Genomic DNA, 21,022 nt, shown 5'->3' with positions numbered 1-21,022 from the left:
GTACTCCGATTATTTATTGGTTGAATTTTCATTTGAAATCTTTGCACCGAGCATTTTCAAAGCAGCTCGATTCTCTTCCTGTCGAGAGCTGCCTATTTCCATTCCTACGGAATAGTTCTGCGTTCTGACATCTTGAATAGCGGAATCAAAATCCGTCCAAGAGACTTTGATTTCGTCATCTCCACATCGATGGATTGCTTTGGGTAGCGCGAGGCGCATACAGGTTCGAATATCTCGTCCAGAAAAACCACCTGAATTGTCGGCCAACTTAGACAGTAACGATTCGCGTTCGTCCCCTAAGGGAATGCCCGAAACAAGGAACTTGTCCCAAATATGGCGACGACCGTCTGCATCAGGAAGTTCAAAACACACATGCTGTGTTATTCGGCTTACAAAAGCTTTATCGTAGTTTCTCTCAAAATTTGTTGCAAATATGACAATTCCTTCAAATCGCTCTAATTCTATAAGTAACGTGGAGCGTAAAGAATTGACTTCGTTATCAATGCCTTGCGTAACATTAGAAAGTCTTGCTCCAAGAAGTGTGTCAGCTTCATCAAAAAAAAGTACAGCATCTTTTTTCTGTGCAAATTCAAAAGCCAATTGGATATTCTGTGCCGTTTCTCCCATAAATTTGCTTTCGACATCAGACATGCCAAGACAGAGCATTTCTTTTCCAAGCGTTCCGGCCAAGGCTTCGGCAGTCAATGTTTTTCCAGTACCAGGCTTACCATAAAAATTCAAAATAGTCCCCGCTCCATCGGGATCAGCACTTTTGAAATTCCATTCTAGATAGATTTTTTTGTAGTTCTTAATTTTAGAAAGAGCTTCATCTATCTGTATCTTTGCCTTTGGCATTAAATACACATCTCCAAGAGTGAATCTTGGATGTTGTAGGACAAAAGTTTTTTCTTTCGGTCGGTCCATCATATCCTTGTCTTTCCGTAAAGAAAGTTTTCTAGTTTCTGCTTGTGCACAAAAAGGGCATTTCTTTCCTTCGATTTCTGCAAGATAATTACAAGTTGATTCCATATCTTTGGATGGATTATTTCGGTCATATCCACCCGCAGAACCGACCCATTTCCCTCCACACTTAGGACAGGAATATTCTTGCGTTTTCTTTTTTTTGAAACTAAATACCATCGGTGGATTAGCGTTAAAATTTGTGAAACAAGCTCTATTTCTTTTTTGAGCCTTTACAAAGCATATTTTTTGTCTCTGAATAAAACATTTATTCTAGCACCTTTCTAAAAAAATACAAAATCTCTACAATTATCAATATGACCTATATTAACAAAATATATAAAAAACTCATTCCAACTTGGAATACACATTTTTAAAGCATGAATTCATTTTTTGATAAAAGTTCCACTTTCTGGAACTTGGATTTTTTGTGTATTTGAATCCGGCCATAGCCGAGGTATATTTATCCTCCCTACCAAAGGATTCTTATGAACAGCGAAAACGAAGCGATAAAGTATTGCCCATTTTGCAAGAACCAAGTAAAGAAATCTCTTGACGACATCCGTAGCGACATCAACAAGTTCCTGTCGCCTTATTTTGACTTGTACGGAGACGACATTATTACCGATATTCTTGATGACGAGATTATTCAGAGAAAACCCGCAATGTCTGCGTTGCACATTGAACAAGGCTTATTTGAGGACCCGCGCGATGGCGAGCTCTACGAGACGGTCACTATCGATGGCAGGGAATGGTTTGCCGAGAACTTGCGATTCCATTGCAGAAATAGCGTCGTTCTCGACGACAACAACATTTATCAAGGCACTTTCGGTCTACTGTACACTTACCACGACGCCAAGAAATACATTCCCGAGGGGTGGCGGCTGCCCACGATCGAAGATTGGGATTCCCTGATTAATTTTGCCGATGAAATCACGTGCAATTCCACCAGGTCGCTTATGCATAAAGACGGCTGGAAAGGCACCGACGGTGTGTACCCTATTGACAATTTCGGTTTCGGAATTTATGCCGCAGGCTATGTCGACATCCTTGGAGAATCCGTCTATGTTGCAGAATCGAGAGATTCCGAGGTGACGTGTTTCTGGGCCGACAGTTCAACGGATTGCGATAGCGAAGGCCACCACGCTGTCAATAGTTTGTCTTTGAGCAAGCACGGGTGGGAAAAGAATTACCGCGCCCCGGATTACAAGTTCTCCGTCCGGTTGGTGCGAGAAAAGTAAGAACGTTCCATCCCTCGCCTCTTGCTTTTCCCACGCAAGTATTGTATATTACTCCCTGTAAATTCCGACAATCCTGCTGACTCCGAGAAAATGACGCTGAGGGCGTCCGTATCATAGTCTCAGTCATCGTTTCAAGCAAGCTTAAAACTGCGACTTTCGACTCAGTACTATTCAGGGCAGGAAGTTTCACTATCTGCTTGAGGTCGTTACTCTTTGCGCAGTTGACCACTTCGCAAATTGCGACAGTTGCCCTGCAGGGAACCGGCCCTGTGGCTATCAACGTAGAGCACCGTCTGGCGTGCATTATTCGCCTGACGTAAAACAATCAGTCATTTAACTGGTTTGCGAGCGGCAACCGTCTGGTGCCGCAGGTGTTCTACGTCCCAGCATTTTCCGTTTGCAAGCCAAAACCAAAAAACTTTCGAACGGAGATTATGATGATTCGTAAACCCCATGATTCCTTCTTTCGCTGGCTATTTGCCATAGCAGCCCATCTTCATTCATTGCTCAAACTTGCTGAAAAATTCAACTGCGAAATCGCCGAATTTCTCAAGGCGGTGAACCTCGATACGCTGGTGCGTATTCCCGACTCGTATTCGGAGGTGGATGATACTGGCGAGGCGGATCTCGCCTTCCGCGTGAACGTCTCCACGGGGGCGCCCCTGATTGTTGGCGTTTTGTTGGAACACAAGTCCGGACGCGATTCGAATGTCTTTGAACAGATTGCCGATTACGTGCATTCCGTTATGAGGATTTACGACAAGACGCGTGCGTACAGCGGAATCCCGACAATGACTATCATCATTTACAATGGCCCCACTAATTGGAACCCCCTCGATAAGCTCGAAGACGGGTATCCCGAATTCTTCCGCGGTAGGGTTCTGCCTTTCCGGTGTGCATTCGTGAATGTGGCAGACATTCCCGATAGCGCATGTTTCGCGTGCGACGATATCGCGACGGGGATGGGCGTTATCGCAATGAAATATGCATTCAACGAGCAGAAAATCAAGGAAATCTTACCGAAATTCGCAGACGCCCTGCGCAAGTTGCCGCACTACGAGGCCTCTTGCTTGCTACATAAAATTAGTGTATATTTGGCAGAGTACCTCAGCGAAGAGGCGCAAAAGGAGCTTGATATGGCATTCGTAAGCGTGGGACAGAAATACGGGTTCGTCAGTGCCGGCGATGTTTTCCGTCAGCGGATTGCCGATGAACGCAAGAAAGCAGATGAAGAGCGCGCGAAATCCGAAGCCGAGAAGCTGAGCACCGCCCGCGGGCTCCTGGAAGATGGCGTTGCGATGGATATGCTTGTACGCAGGTTCAACTTGACTGAAGAGCAGATCCGCGGGAAATAATTACTCAAACAGCCCCCAAATGAACGGGGGCTCTTTAAGCCCCCCCTAAAACTGCTTCAACAGTCTAATCCTTTCAGGTGTATCGGGATGGGTGCAGAACATGATGTTCGCCTTCGCGATGATGCCCTTGAGTTTCATGTCGTTGTCGAATTCTTCGTCGGGGTGGATGATGTAGAGTTGCGCCACATCGCTACGGCGCACGGTGTCGAGGCCGGGGTAATCCGAGATTTTCTGCAGGGCAGAAGCGAGCGCCCACGGGTCGCCACAGAGTTCGGCGCCGCCGGCATCGGCCACGTACTCGCGCGAACGCGAAATGGCTAGACGCGTGAGCCAGCTGAAAATGTAGCCGATTGTGCTCCAAATCAAAACAAGAATCAACGCAAAGATGATGATGACGCCACCGCTTCCACCGCCGCGTCTGTTGCGGGAATGGTTGCGGGGGCCGCGGAGCATTGCCGAAAGTAGCTTCATCGATACCATCTGAATGGTCGAAAAGATTCCAACGAACACGATGCACACCACCATGAGTCGCGTGTCGCGGTTCTTGATATGCGTGAGTTCATGCCCCACGACGGCGGCGAGTTCCGCATCGTTTAATTTGTCTATAAGTCCGGTCGTAAGCGTAATCGTGAACGAGGGAATGTCAATTCCGCTCGCAAACGCATTCAGGCCGTTATCCTCGACGATGTTGATTTGCGGCATCTCGATTCCGCCTGCAATGCAGAGGTTCTCGACAATGTTGTAGACGCGCAGGTTATCCTTGCGCTCAAGGGGTTTCGCATGCGTCGCATGCCGTATAATGGCGGTATTCGCGCAATAGGCGATAATGAACCACACGCCGACAATCTGCAAAGTGTAGGGAAGCACCTCCCAAAAACTATGCCGCACTTCGGGCCAGTGCAGAATGCCGTACTTCATGTATGTGGCGTGGCCTTCGGGGCACCCGCCTTCGACAATCGGGCAGAGTACGCCAAAAAAGTCCAGACACAAAATGACCGCAAACACCATCACCAAGATAATAACGGGGAACAGGCACAGCAGCAAGATGCTGTTGCGGTTGTTCCGCCAAATCTGGGTCTGGAGTCCAACGTATTTCATTACAGGTCGCTCGCGTCGCTCGCTTTGAGGTGTGGGCACGGTCACCCTATCGCTACGCTCCAGGGTTCCCTTTGAGGCATGAGGTTTTCAGAACTGCATCGAAGGCAGGTTGCTTTAACACAAAGTATTGCATCGCATGCCGCCCCCAAAGGGCGTAGCCCGACCTCGCCGCTCATACCTCTAAAACTTCACCTCGGGAGCCTTGTTCAGGTCTTCGCGGCTTTCGGTGGCCTCGTACATGGAGGCACGCTTGAAGCCGAACATGCCAGCAACAATGTTGCTCGGGAATACTTCGCAGGCGTTGTTCAATTCGCGAGTGGTAGAATTGAAGAAGCGGCGGGCGGCAGAGAGTTTGTTCTCAATATCGGCGAGTTCGTTCTGCAACTGCAGGAAGTTCTGGTTCGCCTTGAGCTCAGGGTAGGCCTCGAGCGAAATACGGAGCCCCGCAAGCGCACCGGACAGCGCCTTGTCGGCGGCAACCTTTTCGTCGACAGTCGTCGCGCTCATGGCGGCGGCACGGGCGGCGGTCACCTTCTCCAAGGTTTCCTTTTCGTGCCCCGCATAGCCCTTGACGGTGTTCACCAGCTGCGGCACCAGGTCATAGCGCTGCTTGAGCTGCACGTCGATATTCGCGAATGCGTTCTCGCGGTTGTTGCGCAGCTTCACGAGTCCGTTGTACATCATGATAAACCAGGCGACAAAGACGACCGCCACGATGGAGACAACTAATCCGACTGTCATATTCAACTCCTTTTTATTTCTTATAAAGAAATGTATATAAAACGAACGCGACCCCGTAGGACCGCGTTCGCTAGTTGAGATAGAATAAGCTTCAGAATCTAGTCTTGGATGCGGGTCCAGTTAAGGATGCCCTTCTTGACCAGGTAAATGTAGCCCGCTTCGAGAATAACCAGGAAGCCGAGCAACACGAACAGCAGGTCCCAGCCGCCCTTCAGGAACTGGACGGTCCAGGGGTAGAGGAACGCCACTTCGAGGTCGAAGACCAGGAACAGCATGGCGACCATGTAATACTTGACGGGATAACGTTCACCCGAGGTGCCGGACACATGGGCCACGCCACATTCGTAGGAAGTTCCCTTGATGGAAGTTCCCTTGATTTTACCCGGATGCAAGAACCAGTTTGCGACCAACAGAGCCGTAGGCACGACAAGAGCCAGAACCACGAGAATGGTAATGGCAAAGGTAGTATCGAAAATCTCAACGTTCGTCATAGTGAGGCAAAACATAGTAAAAATCTTTTTGCTAGTGAAGTGCTAAAATGTAAACTATATTTGCAAACATGAAAAAGATCACTACATTTTTGGGATGTGTGGGTGTGGTGTGCTTGATTTCGGGTTGTTCGTCGAACGACGATTTGGAGAAAATCGTTCATCCAAACCAACCCACCGCCGAAGTGGCATCTTCCAGCAACTCAAATTCCCCCAGTTCCTCCGCGACTGCGGCTCCCGGCAAATCTTCCAATTCCGGCAACGCCAGCAACCCCGCATCGTCCGAAAACTCGCCGATTGAAGCTACTATTGATACCGTCCATAAAGAAGTCGTTATCACGTCCTCTCCTAGCGACTACCCCGATCCTTATTTCAGCAGCGGAATTTTCTGCTGGACCGAAGAATGCGAAAAGCAATGGGCGGGCGTATCCTCCGCCTCTGCCCCCAAGTCGTCTTCCTCGATAACCATCGACATCGGCATGTCCGTCGAGGCGCCGGTGTACCCGACCGTAACCGAGACACAGATGATCGACGCGCGTGACCAGAGCGTCTACAACCTGGTCCGCATCGGCGGCGTCCATTGGATGAACGAAAACCTCAAGTACAAACCGAGCAGCGGCGTGTACTGCGATCACAACGGCGAAGACGTCTGCGCAACTTACGGCGGATTCTACACATACAGCAGGGCCCAAGCGGTCTGTCCCGCAGGTTGGAGACTCCCGACCCAGGCCGAAGCCGAAGCTGCAAACCTGGAAAAAGGTCACGACTGGTGGACTATCGGCGGAAGATTCAAGCTCACCTCCAGCGGGGAATCCGATGGATACGGCCTGGATGGCGAACAGGGATACCTTTGGCTCGCAGCAGGTACCGAAAACAACGCCTGGCGCGTCGAGGACTACTCCGACAAGCAGATCGAAGAAGCTACTTCCGCAACTGACCGCGCCTTTAATGTCCGCTGCGTCGAAGGCGAATAGCCTCGCCACAGAGCCGACACCGGCGCATATCCAAGTCGCTCCGACCAGGAACGCCGCATAAAAACTAAAAGACCCGGACCAAGTCCGGGTCAAATTTTTTTCCGCTGGAACGGGGCCTATACACCGCCAATGCGGTCCATTCCCTCGTCCAGGAGAAGCGACACGTTCTCGATTTCCTTTTCCATCTGGTCATGGTAAATCTTCGCACGGGATAGCTGCTTGCGCAGTTCCATGTTTTCCGACATCAGCTCCACCGCCAAAAGCGCAAGACGCTTGCGGTTGTCCATCTGGAACTTCGCCGAACGGGCGAAGCGCTGGTCGATGTTGCTTACGATATCCGAAAGGTCCGCATCGGGCAAGTCGGTGCGGATCTGGATAGTCTCCTGCGCTACGGAAACATTTACCGATCTCAAAGGTTCGATACTAGCCATTACTTTATTCCTACGCCGAATGGATCATCGTCCATCAGCATCCTTATCCGAAAAAACTTGTCTGCGAGCCCTCCTGCTTGCTCGCGAACAGGTCGTTGTCTTTTTCGTCTGCACTGTGAACTTCGATGGTCGGGACGTCGTCCTCGGTTTCCTGCGAAACGGATTCGTCCACCTGCGGTTCTTCTACGGTCGCGTCGGCAGATTCTTCGGCGACCTGCTCTTCGGCAGCAGCCGGTTCCTCTGTCGGAACTTCGGTAAATTCATCTTCCGTCGCCGCAGTTTCAGTGGCAGCCTCGGCGGCGGGCGCCATTTCATCGCCCTGGTCGAGCGCGATGTCGGTACCCAGTTCGCTTTCGATGGTCGCCACGAGCTGGTTGAACTTCTCCTGGGCCTCGGCGATTTCGTCGTTCTGCGCCTGCAGCTGTTCGTTCAGACCCTCGATCGTGTTGTTCTTCTCGTTGAGCTGCGTCATGAGCGATGCGATGGTCGCATCCTTTTCGATCATCTGGGCGTTGAGCGAGCTCAGGAGTTCGGACTTCTCGTTCACCTGGCCGTTCAGCAGGTCGGCGTTGGAGTTCAGTTCCTGCACCTTCGCGTTCAGGCTTTCGATGCAGCCGTCCTTCTCGATAAGCTGCTGGCCGAACACGTTGATTTTCTCGTTGAGCGAAGCGAGTTCGGCATCCTTCTGGTTCAGCATCTCGTCCTGGGCGTTCACCTGGTTCGCACGGGCGTCAAGGGCCGCCTTGCAGTCGGCGAGGTCGTTCTTGGCAGCCTCCAGCAACAGCGACTTGTCCTGGGCCACGGCCTGTGCCTGCGACAGTTCACGCTTGATTTTTGCATTTTCTTCCTTGAGGGTGCGGACCATTCCCAGGACACCCTCGATTTTCTGGGACAACATGCTCACTTTTTCTAAATTCATCTTTGCTCCGATTTACATTTTGGAACTTTTACATTATTAAGATAACTAAATTTTTGCATAAAAGCCAAATGATTTCTGTAAATGAACATATACAGCGGCGGCTGACGGAATTGCCGGACCGGCCGGGCGTTTACATCATGAAGAACGCCCAGGGGAAAATCATTTACATCGGAAAGGCGAAAGTGCTCAAGAACCGCGTGCGCAGCTACTTCGACGGCAGCGAGCACAACGGGCACCGCGCGGCAACGCTCATGCTCCCCTTCATCCGGGACATCGAATGGATCATTACCGAAAGCGAGCAGGAGGCGCTGATCCTCGAAGCGAACCTGATCCGCAAGCACACGCCCAAGTACAACGTGCTCCTGAAAGACGACAAGCACTTTCCGTACCTCGCGTTCTCGGTCAAGGAACCCTTCCCGAGACTCACCCTTTCGCGTTCGGTCAAGAAGGACGGCCGCCAGTACTACGGCCCCTACATGGGCTCCCGAGTTATAGACAAACTAATAGACCTCGGGGCAAGGCTTTTCAAGTTGCGGGAATGTTCCATGGAACTGCCCTCGAAGCGCCCCGTACGCCCCTGCCTCAACTACCACATCGGCCGCTGCAGCGCCCCTTGCGCAGGACTCATCAGCCAGGAAGATTACGCCAAGGATGTCGCCAACGCGCGGCTCATGCTCGAAGGCAAGCGCGACGACCTGATCGATCAATGGCAGCGCGAAATGGAAGAGGCAAGCGCGAACCTGGACTTTGAAACCGCGATGAAAAAACGCGACGCCATCCAGGCGCTGCAGGCGACGGGCACGCACCAGAAAACCGATACCAGCGACCCGAACCTTTCCCTGGACGTGGTGACGCTACGGCGCAACGGCGACATGGCCGCGGCGGTGATTCTCGAGTACCGCAAGGGCGTGCTCATGGGCCGCAGGCATTACCGGCTGGAATGCAAGCTCGAAGACGACGAGACGGAAATCTTCAGGCAGATGGTGCTCCCGTGGTACATGGAGGCGCCCCTGATCCCGGCCGAAATCGCGACCGATATCGCGCTCCCCGAAGACAAGGAGGAACTCGAGGCGGCACTCAGCAAGCAGGCAGGGCGTAAGGTGCAGTTCTCGGTTCCCCAGCGCGGCGAAAAACTCGGCTTCTTGAGGCTTGCCGGCGCGAACGCCGACATGATCCTGGTGGAAATGCGCGCCGAGGTGCAGAAGTACAGCGAAATCGACCAGAGCGTTTTCGAGCTGCAGAAGGTTCTCGGATTAAAGAAGACTCCCTTCCGCATCGAGTGCGTGGACATTTCGCACCTGAGCGGCACGAATACCGTGGCAAGCCTCGTGGCGTTCAAGAACGGGCGCCCCGACAAAAGCAACTACCGCAAGTTTATCATCAAGACCGTCGAAGGCGTCGACGACTTCGCGAGCATGCGCGAAGTGATGACCCGCCGAATCCGCAGGCTCGAGAACGAAGGCGTGCCCATGCCCGACCTGTGGGTATGCGACGGCGGCAAGGGCCAGGTGGACGCCACGATGCAGATTCTGAAGGAGCTAGGCCACGATCAGGATCTGCCGCTGATCGGCCTCGCGAAGCGCCTCGAAGAAATCGTGTTCCCCGACGACCGCAAAAGCATCGTGCTGCACCGTACGAGCCCCGCGCTGAAGCTGTTGCAGAACGCCCGCGACGAGGCGCACCGATTCGCCATCACCTATCAACGCAGCAAGCGCAAGAAGGACCTCGAAGTCGAATGGCTCAAGATGCCTGGCGTCGGCCACGAAACCCGCGTGAAAATCCTCTCGAAGTACCGCAGCGCCGAAGCCTTCATGGCGGCACCCCTCGAAGACATCGAACTGCTGCTCGGCAAGGTCCGCGGCAACAACCTCCGCGAAAAAGTGGCAGAATACTGCGCCGAGTTTATAAGACCGGATTATGAAAAACAAGATGCCGCCAGCACCGCCGACCCCGACGTCGGACAGTAAAAAATAATACTCCAAGGTGGAATAGGGCCCATTTGTCTATAAACGCCCTTTAAACACAAAATTCGCCATTCGTAGAAAACATTTATTTACTTTGCGTATTTTTGCCGTAGCCCTAAAAAAATTTTTCCGTTTTACTCTTGTTTTTGTGTTTCAAGTTGGGTATATTAGGGGTAAAGGCATCCCACGGATTAACGCCCGATCTAACAGTATTATCAAAGCTCGTCGCTCTTGGTGTTCAGTTTAGGCGCGCTCCGACGCGAAAAACAAACCACCGAGGCACTGCTATCATTTCTAATGAAGTAGTTTCGAGTGTTCCACCGTGGCGTATGCCCTTTTTTTATTCCCAGAAAACGGCAACGCGACCGACGACCCAAAAAAAGCTATCTTTGCACCGCTATTTGCAACGATGGAGTTTTTATGGCCTCTGAAAATGCGATTGTCGAACGTGCCGAAATGTACCTGCGCAAGCTTTCCTGCGGAATCAACCCGCTGACAGACGAAATCCTGCCCGAAGGGGATTCTTGCAAGCAAGAACGCATCAGCAAGTGCCTCGCCTACGTGGCCTCCCTGTTGCAGCAGCAACTGAACCATGACCAGGTCGCCCCCATCGTCACCGACAAGCCCCCCCGCGCCGCAAAGCGCGCGCCCAGGCCCCAGATGCAGGAACTTTCGATCGACGCCGAGGCGCTCAAGCGCTACCGTTTCTTCGACTACCCGGTCTCGATTTCACGCGTGGTGCGCAACATCAACGAACTGCTTCCCGACAACATGAACCACCTGCTCTATGCCGACGTGGCAAATTTCCTGGTACAGGAAGGGATCCTCTCGAGACAGGTCGCCGAAGACGGCAAGGAAGCGAACCTCCCTACGCCCGCAGGCGAAACCTACGGATTCGAGAAGGGCGAATCGGACCTGCGCGGACACCACAACATCTACACGCAATGCTGGCAGCAGGCACAGCAGTACATTCTGGACAACATCCAGAAATGCGTCGCCATCGCTAACGAGCGTTTCGCGAACCGCAAGGCAAACCAGGACGAATGGGAAGAAAAACCCTCCCGTAAGGCCAAGCAGAAATTCCGCGTGACCGTCGAGGAACTTGGCAACTACCCGACCGACGACACGCCCGTTCCCGTAAGCGAAATCGCACGCCGCCTGAACGCGCTCGTCCCGGACAACATGGAACGCATTTACTACAAGGTCATCCGCGACTGGTACGTGGCCGGAGGCTACCTTGAACTCAAGACTTCTCCCGAAGGGAAAGTCGCCTTCCTACCCACCGAAAAGGGCTCGCTTGCGGGCCTCATGGTGGAATCGCGCACCGGCAAGGACGGAGAACTCTACGACGTGGTGATGTACGACATCAAGGCCCAGCAGCTTTACCTGGACCACCTCGCCGAGCAGGACGCACCGGGCGAAAATTCCGGCGAAAGCGAACAGGCGTAGCGACGCGCAACGGCGAAAAGCCTTTCCTGCGTCAAAGGACATTTGCATATACAAAAAAGTTGCCGTTTCCTGCGGCAACTTTTTCGCTTTTCGAACTTGGAATAAATCCGAGATTCGCCCCTACGAAGCCTTCTTGCGGCCCCTGCGGGGCAACGACTCGCCGGCATCGCCGGATGCACCCTTGGCGGCATCCCCGGCAACTTCAAGTGCGAGCGTCTTGTCGGCGGACTTCTTGTCGGGAGCCTTGAGACCGTTCTTCACGATTTCGGCGGTCACCACGAATTCCTTGTTGCCGGATCCCGGCATCTCGAACATCGCACGCTGCAAGGTCTTTTCCATCACGGAGCGGAGTCCGCGGGCACCCGTCTTGCGGACCATCGTCTCGCGGACGATTTCCTTGAGGGCGTCGTCTTCGAACTTGAGCTCGATACCGTCCATCTCGAACAGGCTCTTGTACTGCTTCACGAGCGCGTTCTTCGGCTGGGTCAGAATATTCAGGAGCGCGGCCTCGTCGAGTTCCTCGAGGGCGACTGCGACCGGCAAGCGGCCCACGATTTCGGGAATCAGGCCGAACTGGATCAGGTCATCGGGCTCGAGCATCTTGAAAAGTTCGCTGAGCGAGTTTTCCTCGGCGCTGCGGATATCGGCACCGAAACCCATGCCGCCTGTATTCACGCGGCGGGAAATAATCTTGTCGAGCGTCTCGAAGGCGCCACCGCAAATGAAGAGAATGTTCTTGGTATTCACCTGCACCAGCGGCTGTTCCGGATGCTTACGGCCACCCTTCGGAGGAACGGCTGCGACGGTACCTTCCAGGAGCTTCAGAAGTCCCTGCTGCACGCCTTCGCCACTCACGTCGCGAGTAATGGAGGGGTTCGCCGTCTTACGCGCAATCTTGTCGATTTCGTCGATGAAGATAATGCCGCGTTCGGCGCGGGCCACGTCATAGTCGGCGGCCTGCAACAGGCGCACGATGATGCTGTCCACGTCTTCGCCCACGTAACCGGCCTCGGTCAGCACGGTCGCGTCGGCAATGGTAAAGGGAACATCCAAGAAGCGCGCCATGGTCTGCGCCAGGAGCGTCTTGCCCGAACCGGTAGGCCCCACCAGGAGCAGGTTCGACTTCTCGACTTCCTGCGCGTCGGGGTGAGCTTGTTTGTAACGCAGGCGCTTGTAGTGGTTGTACACTGCCACGGAAAGGGCGGTCTTCGCCTGGTCCTGGCCGATTACATATTCGTCCAGGTGCGCCTTGATTTCGGTCGGGAGCGGAAGCGGTTTCGAAGACACCTCGGCAGCGGCAGATTCCTGCCTTGCACGGGCACGGTCTTCCTCGATAATGCGGTTACACATGGTAATGCAGTCGCTGCAGATCTGCACGCCTGCACCCGTAATCATCTTCTCGACGCGTTCGGCGGGCTTGCCGCAAAAGCTGCAAGTCACCGTCGGGTGATTCTTCCCGCTACGATACATTAAATTCCCTCTTTACGCGGAACAAAGATTTCGTCGATGACACCGAAAGCCTTGGCTTCTTCGGGGCCCATGTAGAAATCGCGGTCCGTCTTTTCGCGGACTTCGTCAATCGACTTGCCCGTGTGCTTCGCGACGATCTCGGTCAGGGTCTCCTTGGTACGCACGATTTCCTTCGCGGTAATCTGGATATCCGTAGACTGACCGGTGGCGGCACCGGACGGCTGGTGAAGCATGATGCGGGAATGCGGCAAGGCGTAACGCTTGCCCTTGGTTCCCGCGGCAAGGAGCACGGCGGCCATCGAGGCGCAACTGCCGATGCAGATGGTCGCGATATTCGGGCGCACGTGCTGCATGGTATCGTAAATGGCAAGCCCTGCCGACACGTAACCACCCGGGCTGTTGATGTACAGCGTGATATCCTTTTCCGGATTCTCGTACTCAAGGAAAATCAGCTGGGCCATGACGTTGTTCGCCACTTCGTCGTTGATCGGCGTGCCCAGAAAGATGATGCGTTCCTTGAGGAGACGGGAGTAGATATCGTAGGCGCGTTCACCGCGTCCGGTGGTCTCTATGACGGTAGGGATGATCATTCAGTTTACCTCTTACTTGTTTTCTTCGGCGGCCGGGCGGATACCGACGATAAAGTCGGCAGCCATCTGGACGCGCAGTTCGTCACGCAGCTGGTTGATGCGGCCGGACTGGCGGAAGTGGCCCTTCAGTGTTTCGAAATCCACATGGTAGGCCTTCGCCATTTCCTGCAGGCGGGCGTCAACGGCAGCCTGGTTCGGACGAATCTTTTCCTTTGTTGCAATAAAGTCGAGAATGCGGTGCTTCTTGATTTCGCGGATAGCTTCCGGAGTGAGACCGTTCAGCTGTTCTTCGGTCGGTTCCACCACGTCCTGTTCGCTCTGGGCGTTACGGTTCAGCGTCCACTTGATGAGGTCGTAAACGCGGGACTTCGGCACTTCGAACGGGTTGGCTTCGATAATCTTGTCGAGGGCTTCGTTGATGGCCTTGTTCTTCGCGGAGTCCTGCTTCTGGCTTGCGAGACCTTCGGCGAGGTTCTGCTTGAGTTCTTCGACGTCCTTCACGCCAATCTGCTTGCAGAATTCTTCGTCCATGGTCGGCGGAACGATTTCACGCACGTCGGTCACTTCCACCTTGAACTGGGCGGTCTTGCCGCGGTAGCGTTCGTCCTTGTGGTCATCCGGGTACTTGAAGTTGATTTCCTTGGTTTCGCCGGCAGATGCACCGGTGAGGCCTTCGTCGAATCCCGGAGAAGCGGACTGGCCGAGCAGGCTGCGGAATTCCTTGTTTTCCGGAAGTTCCTGCTTTTCACCGTCGATCACCACTTCGAGGTAGTTACCCACGACCACGTCGCCCTTCTTGGCGGCACGGTCCACATGTTCGTCCTTGCTCCACATCTGGATCAGGCGGTCGTATTCTTCCTTGACTTCTTCTTCGTGGACGGCGGTTTCCGGAACGGTGATACCCGTGTCGGCATAACCCTTGATGTCGATTTCCGGATCCATTTCGACTTCGACCTTAAGTGCGATGTCGTTTTCCTTGTCATCCTTGAAATCCACGACCTTCATCTGGCCCACCGGAATGATGTTGGCGTTCTTGAGCGCTTCCTGAACGAGCTTGTTCACGACTTCATCCACGGCTTCCTGACGGATGGCACCGCCAAACTGCTTGAGGACCATTGCCTTCGGCACCATGCCCTGACGGAAACCCTTCATGGTGACCTGCTTCTTGTACTGGTTCAGCTTCTTTTCGAAGGGGGCAGTGAGGTCCGCCTGCGGGATGGTGATTTCGAGGGTGCGCACGGTTGCGCTTGTTTCTTTGATTTCTACGCTCATGATGAACTCCGAGAGTCGGTTGAAAAGAGTAATGAAAAACATGCGAGAGGAGGGAGTCGAACCCTCACACCGAAGTGCCAGATCCTAAGTCTGGTGCGTCTGCCAATTCCGCCACTCTCGCGATTTTGCACCCAAAGATACAAAATCTCGAAGACATGCACAGCGGAAACATCTATTTTATGGCACGTTGCAAGCGCTCAGGAACATTAAAATCGGTGTTTTCATTTCTCTGGTCAACATCCTCATCCAGGGGGTGTCCGTCCTTGTACAGAATATTATCGCCAATAATCTCGGAATTGTCAAATTCGGATCGTTCGGAATTTTACAGAGCGACTACACCATCTTCTGCGCCATCGCCGATTTCGGCATGGCGACGCTGATTCTCGCCTTTTTCGGGAAACGCGCCACCCAGGGGCAGCTCTTCAGAAACGTCCTGCAGCTCAGGCTCTCCATGACCGCCGTTGCCGCACTGGCGATGGCAGTTTTCGCGTGCACCGTCCGCAGGGGCAGCGACATCTTCGAGGGGGAACTGATCCTTGCGCTCGGGCTCCTGTTCCAGCACGCTTTCTTCGACTGGTTCTTCATCTGCGGCCAGTTCTGGAAAAAGCTCCTGCTCTCCAAAATACTCCATACGGTTTCGTACTGCACCGTCATGGGTGTCGCCCTGTGCGTCTTCAAGTTCGACACCATCCCCTCCATCGCGGGCGCCATGATCGTCGCGGCGCTCCCCGCGTTCGGTTTCGGTGTCGGCCAGGCCTTCAGCCTGAAGGTACTGCAGGTGGGCCAGCACACCTTGCGGTTCTTCAAGCTCATGTTCAAGGCGGCGTGCCCCTACGCGCTGTCGAGCCTCGCGAGCTTCGCCTACCTGCCCGTGGGCCTCTACACGGTCGCCCACTTCTCCACCCCCGAATTCCTGGGCGCCTACAACTTCTCGCACAAGCTGGTCATTCTCGCCTCGGGACTCATGGTACACTTCATCTCGTCGAGCCTGATCACGCTGCACCAGACCGACAGCCGCATGCTCCACCTGCGCGACCAGGCCACCTTCACGCTGTTCATCGTCGCGGTAACGACCCCCTTCTGGCTTTTCCCGCAGTACACGCTCCGCATCGTCTTCTTTGCGGCGCCCTGGACTCCCGACGTCCTCGAGACCAGCTGTCACTGCCTGCGAATCCTCGCCTGTTCGCTTATCCTGCAGGCCACCCGCATGGGCATGATTTCGACACTTCTAAAGGAAAAACGCACCTGGCTCTACGGCGCCATGATTACCGCAGGCGGGCTCCTGAACATCGCCGTCTGCATCACCGGGGCAAGCAGGCTCCCGTCCGCCTATCTCCCGGCGCTAACGCTCACCGGCGACCTGTTGCTCAGCCTGCAGCTCGCCGCTTACTTTATCCGAAACAGGCGTATCCGCTGGTAAACGCCCCTTCGGCAATTTCCAGGCACAGGCAGTCGTCGCCAGAAAAACGTACATGCACCAGACGCAGTAAATTCCCTGTTTGTAGCTTGACGTAAAGAACCACCAGCCGACAAAGTAGATAAAGAACGCATAAAAGGCGACCTGCCTTGGCGAATACGGCCCGCACAGCTTGAGATACAGGAGCGTAAGCCCCATGCCGCACAGCAACGGAAGGAAGAACACCCCGAGCATGTGGAAGTCCTTGTAGACATCCCAGAGGTAACTCACCGAATTGAAACCGTACACCTTCTGGATGCGCTCGTTGAACGCATCGTCCCAACGGAAGCTCTGCCTGAAACTGCCACCGATACGGGCATATTCAAAAATACCATGAAAGAAATCTATGCCGTAAGTATGCGGATGGATTTCCCTGTCCGTCGGAGAATTGACCGCGTAATCCAGGTTCCAGTAATTGTTCGCCACGTAAATGTACGGAAGCTTCATCACCACGTCCATGGCCTTGCCCTGCACATCGCTGCCGCCATACTGCGCACGCAGACTACTGATCCCCACGAAAACCGCAACGGCAAGAACAAGGAAAATGCTGATTATCACCGGGGATACCCGCTTATACATGTAATTCACCAGGATAATCAGAAATCCCACACTGAAAAAAAGCGACGTTCTGTTGGGATAGGCAAAGAGATTCAGCGTTATCGTAAAGAGAACCATGAACTTCGATACAACCCGAACCGCACGGTCGTCATTGAACTTTTTAAAGGCGGCTACGGAAAAAAGCAAAACCGACAGCGGGCCGCTACTGACCAGCAACGCATAATAACCGTAGTTGATGTCCTTCGACATCCACTTGGCCGGATCGTCCGTAAAGATAAGCAGGTTCCCGGCCATCTGCACCACGCCGAAAACACCGACGGCAAAAGCGGCAAAGGCCACAAACGAGAACACCAGGTGCAAACGCCAGTTGTAGTTCCTCGGCGGCGAGGGCGGGGCGATATCGCAGGGAACCCGTTTCGACTTGGCGATCAGCTTCACCAGGAAACTCCCCGTACAGAAGGAAAGCATCCCGAGAATCCAGATCATCCAGGTCTTGGGCTTGAAATCCGACATCGCCTCGTCGAGACGCAGGTACGCAATCCCGAGAGTGAGGCTCTGCGAAAAGACATAGACGGTAATGGGGCTGAAGAAATCCTTCTTGAGCCAGATCGCCTGCACCAGACAAAAAAGGGACAGCGCAAAGGCGAATGTCGACTCCGGATATTCCGTTACCCAGGAGAACATCAACTATCCCTTGGATTTCCTGCGGAAAAATCCCTTGAAGGCGATCCATTCACGGGCGACATCGGAACCCTTGCGTTCTTCCTCCTCGAAGTAGACGAGCAGGTTGCAAAGGATCGTTCCCAGGAGCACGGCGACGGCAAAGGTGAAGACGAGCGTCACGCCACGGAGCGGGTAGATCTTCTTGTCGTTTTCCCAGGGAGCCTCCAGGATGTGGAGGTTCGTCAGCATCTTCGCTTCTTCAAGCTTCATCTGCTCGCTCTGCTGGCGGAGCAGCTTGTACATCGCCTCCTGCACGCGAATCTCGTTCTCGCGGCGCATGTACTCGAGGCCGAGCCCCGGAGACTTCTTGAGGGCGACCATGCCCACGTTGCGGTTCTTGCCGTTCAGGGCGCCATGCAACGCGGTATTCACGCTGCTGTAGCGCTTGCTGAGTTCATCGTAACGCTTGCTGCCCGTGCCGCGGTCCGCCTTCTCGAAGGCGAGCTCCATCGCCACTTCCTCGCGCTTCGCCTGCAACGAGCTCATGTACTTGAGAGTCGATTCGAGCTGTATCTCGGGATCGTAGAAATCGTTATCCACCTGGAACTTCACGAAATCCTCGAGGAGCGAATCCAGCGCGTGTTCGCAGCTGTCGAGCCTCGACTGGAAATATTCCCTGGACTGCTTCGCCTGCGCCGTCTTGAACGCGTTGAACGCGGAATCCGCCTTCTCGAGCATGAACGAGACCATCCTTGCGGCAAGCTTGTAGTCCTCGTCCTCCATCGAAACCGCGAACATGTCGTCCTTGTTCATTTCGACACCAAAGTGCTTGCGGAACTTTTTAAGAAGATCGGCATGGAACCTTCCGTCGAACTCGTAATGCTCCGCCAGGTTGAACTCGCGGATGACCTGGTCATGGAGTTCCCAGGAATTGAAAATCGTGGAAACCGCGTTGGCGTCCTCGTCGCTCGAGGTCAACCCGAGCAGGGAACTCATCCCGGACATCCCACCCATCATGGAACTGAGGCCGCTCAGCGATGCCTGCGAGGCGGGCGGAGGCGTCACGACCGCGGTCGCCGCGTACATGGGCTTGATCACCCACATGACCGCCACAAAAACGGCAAGCGTAGGCAACAGGACTATGGCCGAAAACAACTTGAAGTGCTTCAGGTCGCCGTTGATCGCCTTCAAAAGGATTTCAATCAAGCCGATGGAGGATTGTCTTTCCATAAAACGCTAGTTGTTGTAGTTTACGTAAATGATGAACGCCGAGGAAATCACGGTCAGGAGCGACGCGAGGAACAAGGTGAAATCCTTGAACGATTCGTAATGGCTCTTGGGAACCTCGATATAGTCTCCCGGCATAATCTGGTCCTCGGTCACGCTCAGCTTGAGCGCCTCGGGGTTCTTGCCGCGCCAGACCTTGATCTGGTTCCAGGATCCCGAAATCGTGTTGATTCCCGATGCGGCCACGTAGTCGATTGCGTGCCACGAGGGGTCGTACGGATGGCGCCCGATATAGTTGACGGCACCGCCCACGTACACGAGCATGTCCTGCACCGTGAACTCGACTTCCGTATTGGGGGCAACCTTCGTCTGCTTCATCTCGGAAATCGTAATCCAGCGGGGAGCCTGCCCCGGTTCGCGGACGCACACGGCCTTGTAGCCATAGTTCTGCATGCGGGCACCGCCCGCGAGGTCAAAGTATTCCTGCAGGGTGCGGCCTTCCTGGTAGGCGACGCTCGTCCTGTAGCCCGGGAACAACAGGGACACGTTGTCGCTAATTTCCACGAACGGGACGAAAACCTTGTCGCCCTGCTTGAGCATGATGTCGTCCTCGAAATTTCCCTTCATGTACATGGCGCTGTAGTCGATATGCAGGGTGTCGTTGTCACGGATGACCATGATGTTCTCGTTGTTGGCCGTCGGAAGGAGACCGCCCACCTGGCGCAGGAAATAGCTCAGGCGCGTCTGCGGTTCCACCAGCTGCTGGCCCACCATGGAAATGGCGCCCATCGCATTCACCTTGAACTTCTTCAGCGCCGCGAGCTGCACAAAGCACTGTTCGCGCTTGTAGCGCTTGGCCGCTAGGTCCAGGATCATCTCGCGAGCCTCGGCAAGCGTATGCCCGCCCACCACCACGGCGCCGCATTCCTCGATGGCCACGGAGCCGTCCGGGTACACCTGCAGCGACAAGTAGTTGTCCTCGAGCATCAGGTCCAGAAAGTCGCCTGGCCCGAGAATGTAGGTGGAGTCCACGGGAACTTCCGAAAAGGACGGCTGCAGGGCCGCGCTGCTACGCGACGAGACACCGCCCTTCCTCGCGGAAAAAGCACCCGACGACTGAAATAAATCATCGTCCGCAAAAGCCGATACGCACAGAAAAGCTATAAATAAGACAAAATAACGCATGTTTCTATAAAATACAAAATTTCCTAACGAAAGGAATCTTCGAAAGCACAAACGAAACTGCCAAATCCATGCCAACACGGAACGCGACAAACGCATATCCAGGCAGGAAAGAAAGTTTCTCGTTCAAGAACAGCGCCATGAACTCGAAATAATGCACCATGAGCACCAACAGGGAGAACCGACCTGCCCAGGACAGAAACGACAGTATCTTATAATTCGAGGATTCAACAGCATAGAATACATTCCAGAGCAGACTGCACGCGGCCACAGAAACGACCAGATTTAGAGCGTAACAGGGAAACAGGCCGGTATGCATATCCAATGAATGGATAAAAAACGCCGGCACCGTACACAGCGCGGCAACAGGCAGCGCCCCCCTGCCCTGGAACCTCTCCCGGTGACCTGCGGCAACACGGCCCATGGCGGCAAAGAAAAGTCCCACCATCCCGTGCATCAGCCCAAATGGCAGGCAAACCACCGAACCGGCGCAACAGTACAAAGCGCCCAGCATTATGGAAATTCCGATACCATAACGCAACCGCAACAGCAGATTAAAAACAGTCCTGCACCAGAATAGGGCAACCAGGAACCAGACCGGCCCCACATCCAGGTCAGACCACCTCAAAAAATCAATGCCGGGCCCAACCACAAGCGCGCTGATCAAGTAGCGGACCAACGCCTCGCCATCTCCCAAACGAACTGAATCTATTCCGTACCTGAAAGAAACCGCCAGAATACAGACAACATAAGGAACAAGCAGCCGACGCGCGTCAGAACGCAGCCTGTCCCCTATAGGAGCGGGCTTGAAGAAGAAACCCGCAATAAAGAAAAACATCGGGATATGAAAAAGGTAGATCGCATCGTGAAGCGCCTCGGGAATAAGGCAATGCCCCACAATCATCAACACGATGCATAGACCCTTCAAACGGTCGGCAGTTTCAATTCTCATCAACCCAGATCTCCTCAATAAAAAACGGGGAC

19 protein-coding genes and 1 tRNA gene are annotated in these 21,022 nt (G+C 54.0%); 6 read left to right on the top strand and 14 right to left on the bottom strand.

Annotation, left to right across the window (positions count from 1 at the left end):
- Positions 1 to 9: 9 nt before the first annotated feature.
- The gene (locus BUA93_RS14725) at positions 10 to 1,140 is read right to left on the bottom strand and encodes an ATP-binding protein (protein WP_217651021.1); all 1,131 of its coding nucleotides are present in this window, start codon (positions 1,138 to 1,140) and stop codon (positions 10 to 12) included.
- Between the two features lie 308 nt (positions 1,141 to 1,448).
- Here BUA93_RS14725 and BUA93_RS14720 point away from each other — a divergent pair, with 308 nt between their 5' ends.
- Both BUA93_RS14720 and BUA93_RS14715 read left to right on the top strand, forming a co-directional pair.
- Positions 1,449 to 2,201 carry an FISUMP domain-containing protein gene (locus BUA93_RS14720; RefSeq protein WP_072980688.1) on the top strand — a complete coding sequence of 251 codons (753 nt, stop codon included), beginning with the start codon at positions 1,449 to 1,451 and terminating at the stop codon, positions 2,199 to 2,201.
- A gap of 434 nt (positions 2,202 to 2,635) precedes the next feature.
- Entirely contained in the window at positions 2,636 to 3,556 is a 921-nt protein-coding gene (locus BUA93_RS14715; RefSeq protein ID WP_072980686.1) for an Rpn family recombination-promoting nuclease/putative transposase, read from the top strand.
- Between the two features lie 45 nt (positions 3,557 to 3,601).
- Here BUA93_RS14715 and BUA93_RS14710 read toward each other — a convergent pair whose 3' ends face one another.
- The 3 genes from BUA93_RS14710 to BUA93_RS14700 form a co-directional block, all read right to left on the bottom strand.
- Positions 3,602 to 4,654: a M48 family metallopeptidase gene (locus tag BUA93_RS14710; RefSeq protein ID WP_072980684.1), complete on the bottom strand. Its 1,053-nt coding sequence runs from the start codon at positions 4,652 to 4,654 to the stop codon at positions 3,602 to 3,604.
- A 180-nt stretch (positions 4,655 to 4,834) separates the two neighbouring features.
- Positions 4,835 to 5,395, bottom strand: coding sequence for a LemA family protein (locus tag BUA93_RS14705; protein WP_072980682.1), 561 nt, complete (start codon positions 5,393 to 5,395; stop codon positions 4,835 to 4,837).
- 98 nt (positions 5,396 to 5,493) lie between these two features.
- Complete coding sequence (locus tag BUA93_RS14700) at positions 5,494 to 5,886, bottom strand: NADH-quinone oxidoreductase subunit A (protein ID WP_072980680.1); 393 nt, start codon at positions 5,884 to 5,886, stop codon at positions 5,494 to 5,496.
- A gap of 68 nt (positions 5,887 to 5,954) precedes the next feature.
- On the opposite strand from BUA93_RS14700, the gene BUA93_RS14695 reads away from it, so the two are divergent.
- Positions 5,955 to 6,857 (top strand): FISUMP domain-containing protein, encoded by a 903-nt coding sequence (locus BUA93_RS14695; RefSeq protein ID WP_072980678.1) that lies wholly within the window; start codon positions 5,955 to 5,957, stop codon positions 6,855 to 6,857.
- Positions 6,858 to 6,973: 116 nt separating this feature from the next.
- Here the strand turns inward: BUA93_RS14695 and BUA93_RS14690 are convergent, their stop codons facing one another.
- Together BUA93_RS14690 and BUA93_RS14685 are read right to left on the bottom strand one after the other, a co-directional pair.
- Positions 6,974 to 7,288, bottom strand: coding sequence for a hypothetical protein (locus tag BUA93_RS14690; protein ID WP_072980676.1), 315 nt, complete (start codon positions 7,286 to 7,288; stop codon positions 6,974 to 6,976).
- 43 nt (positions 7,289 to 7,331) lie between these two features.
- Positions 7,332 to 8,207: a hypothetical protein gene (locus BUA93_RS14685; protein ID WP_072980670.1), complete on the bottom strand. Its 876-nt coding sequence runs from the start codon at positions 8,205 to 8,207 to the stop codon at positions 7,332 to 7,334.
- Between the two features lie 68 nt (positions 8,208 to 8,275).
- Between BUA93_RS14685 and uvrC the strand changes: the two genes are divergently transcribed.
- Entirely contained in the window at positions 8,276 to 10,174 is a 1,899-nt protein-coding gene (uvrC, locus tag BUA93_RS14680) for an excinuclease ABC subunit UvrC (RefSeq protein ID WP_072980668.1), read from the top strand.
- 417 nt (positions 10,175 to 10,591) lie between these two features.
- Positions 10,592 to 11,620, top strand: a complete 1,029-nt coding sequence (locus BUA93_RS14675) for a hypothetical protein (protein WP_072980666.1) — start codon at positions 10,592 to 10,594, stop codon at positions 11,618 to 11,620.
- Positions 11,621 to 11,740: 120 nt separating this feature from the next.
- Here BUA93_RS14675 and clpX read toward each other — a convergent pair whose 3' ends face one another.
- From clpX to BUA93_RS14655, 4 genes are all read right to left on the bottom strand, one after another.
- Positions 11,741 to 13,090 carry an ATP-dependent Clp protease ATP-binding subunit ClpX gene (gene clpX, locus BUA93_RS14670; RefSeq protein WP_072980664.1) on the bottom strand — a complete coding sequence of 450 codons (1,350 nt, stop codon included), beginning with the start codon at positions 13,088 to 13,090 and terminating at the stop codon, positions 11,741 to 11,743.
- A complete protein-coding gene (locus BUA93_RS14665) occupies positions 13,090 to 13,680 on the bottom strand; it encodes an ATP-dependent Clp protease proteolytic subunit (protein WP_072980662.1) in 591 nt (196 codons plus the stop codon). Before BUA93_RS14665 ends, clpX begins: the two co-directional genes overlap by 1 nt.
- Positions 13,681 to 13,692: 12 nt before the next feature.
- Positions 13,693 to 14,952 carry a trigger factor gene (gene tig, locus BUA93_RS14660; RefSeq protein ID WP_072980719.1) on the bottom strand — a complete coding sequence of 420 codons (1,260 nt, stop codon included), beginning with the start codon at positions 14,950 to 14,952 and terminating at the stop codon, positions 13,693 to 13,695.
- 41 nt (positions 14,953 to 14,993) lie between these two features.
- Positions 14,994 to 15,073, bottom strand: a tRNA-Leu gene (locus BUA93_RS14655).
- A gap of 66 nt (positions 15,074 to 15,139) precedes the next feature.
- Between BUA93_RS14655 and BUA93_RS14650 the strand changes: the two genes are divergently transcribed.
- Positions 15,140 to 16,372, top strand: coding sequence for an oligosaccharide flippase family protein (locus BUA93_RS14650; RefSeq protein ID WP_072980660.1), 1,233 nt, complete (start codon positions 15,140 to 15,142; stop codon positions 16,370 to 16,372).
- On the opposite strand, the gene BUA93_RS14645 is transcribed toward BUA93_RS14650, so the two are convergent.
- The 4 genes from BUA93_RS14645 to BUA93_RS14630 are packed head-to-tail and all read right to left on the bottom strand — an operon-like array spanning position 16,295 to position 20,990.
- The gene (locus BUA93_RS14645) at positions 16,295 to 17,650 is read right to left on the bottom strand and encodes an O-antigen polymerase (protein ID WP_072980658.1); all 1,356 of its coding nucleotides are present in this window, start codon (positions 17,648 to 17,650) and stop codon (positions 16,295 to 16,297) included. The two genes, BUA93_RS14650 and BUA93_RS14645, sit on opposite strands and share 78 nt — an antisense overlap.
- Positions 17,651 to 17,653: 3 nt before the next feature.
- Positions 17,654 to 18,859 carry a GumC domain-containing protein gene (locus BUA93_RS14640; RefSeq protein WP_072980656.1) on the bottom strand — a complete coding sequence of 402 codons (1,206 nt, stop codon included), beginning with the start codon at positions 18,857 to 18,859 and terminating at the stop codon, positions 17,654 to 17,656.
- 6 nt (positions 18,860 to 18,865) lie between these two features.
- On the bottom strand, positions 18,866 to 20,041 hold the full coding sequence (locus BUA93_RS14635) for a polysaccharide biosynthesis/export family protein (protein WP_072980654.1): 1,176 nt from the start codon (positions 20,039 to 20,041) through the stop codon (positions 18,866 to 18,868).
- Positions 20,042 to 20,045: 4 nt separating this feature from the next.
- The gene (locus BUA93_RS14630) at positions 20,046 to 20,990 is read right to left on the bottom strand and encodes an acyltransferase family protein (protein ID WP_139258115.1); all 945 of its coding nucleotides are present in this window, start codon (positions 20,988 to 20,990) and stop codon (positions 20,046 to 20,048) included.
- Between the last annotated feature and the right edge of the window lie 32 nt (positions 20,991 to 21,022).

Source organism: Fibrobacter sp. UWH4, from assembly GCF_900142475.1.
In the GTDB taxonomy this organism is placed as follows: domain Bacteria; phylum Fibrobacterota; class Fibrobacteria; order Fibrobacterales; family Fibrobacteraceae; genus Fibrobacter.
This window is presented reverse-complemented; position numbering and strand designations above follow the sequence as displayed.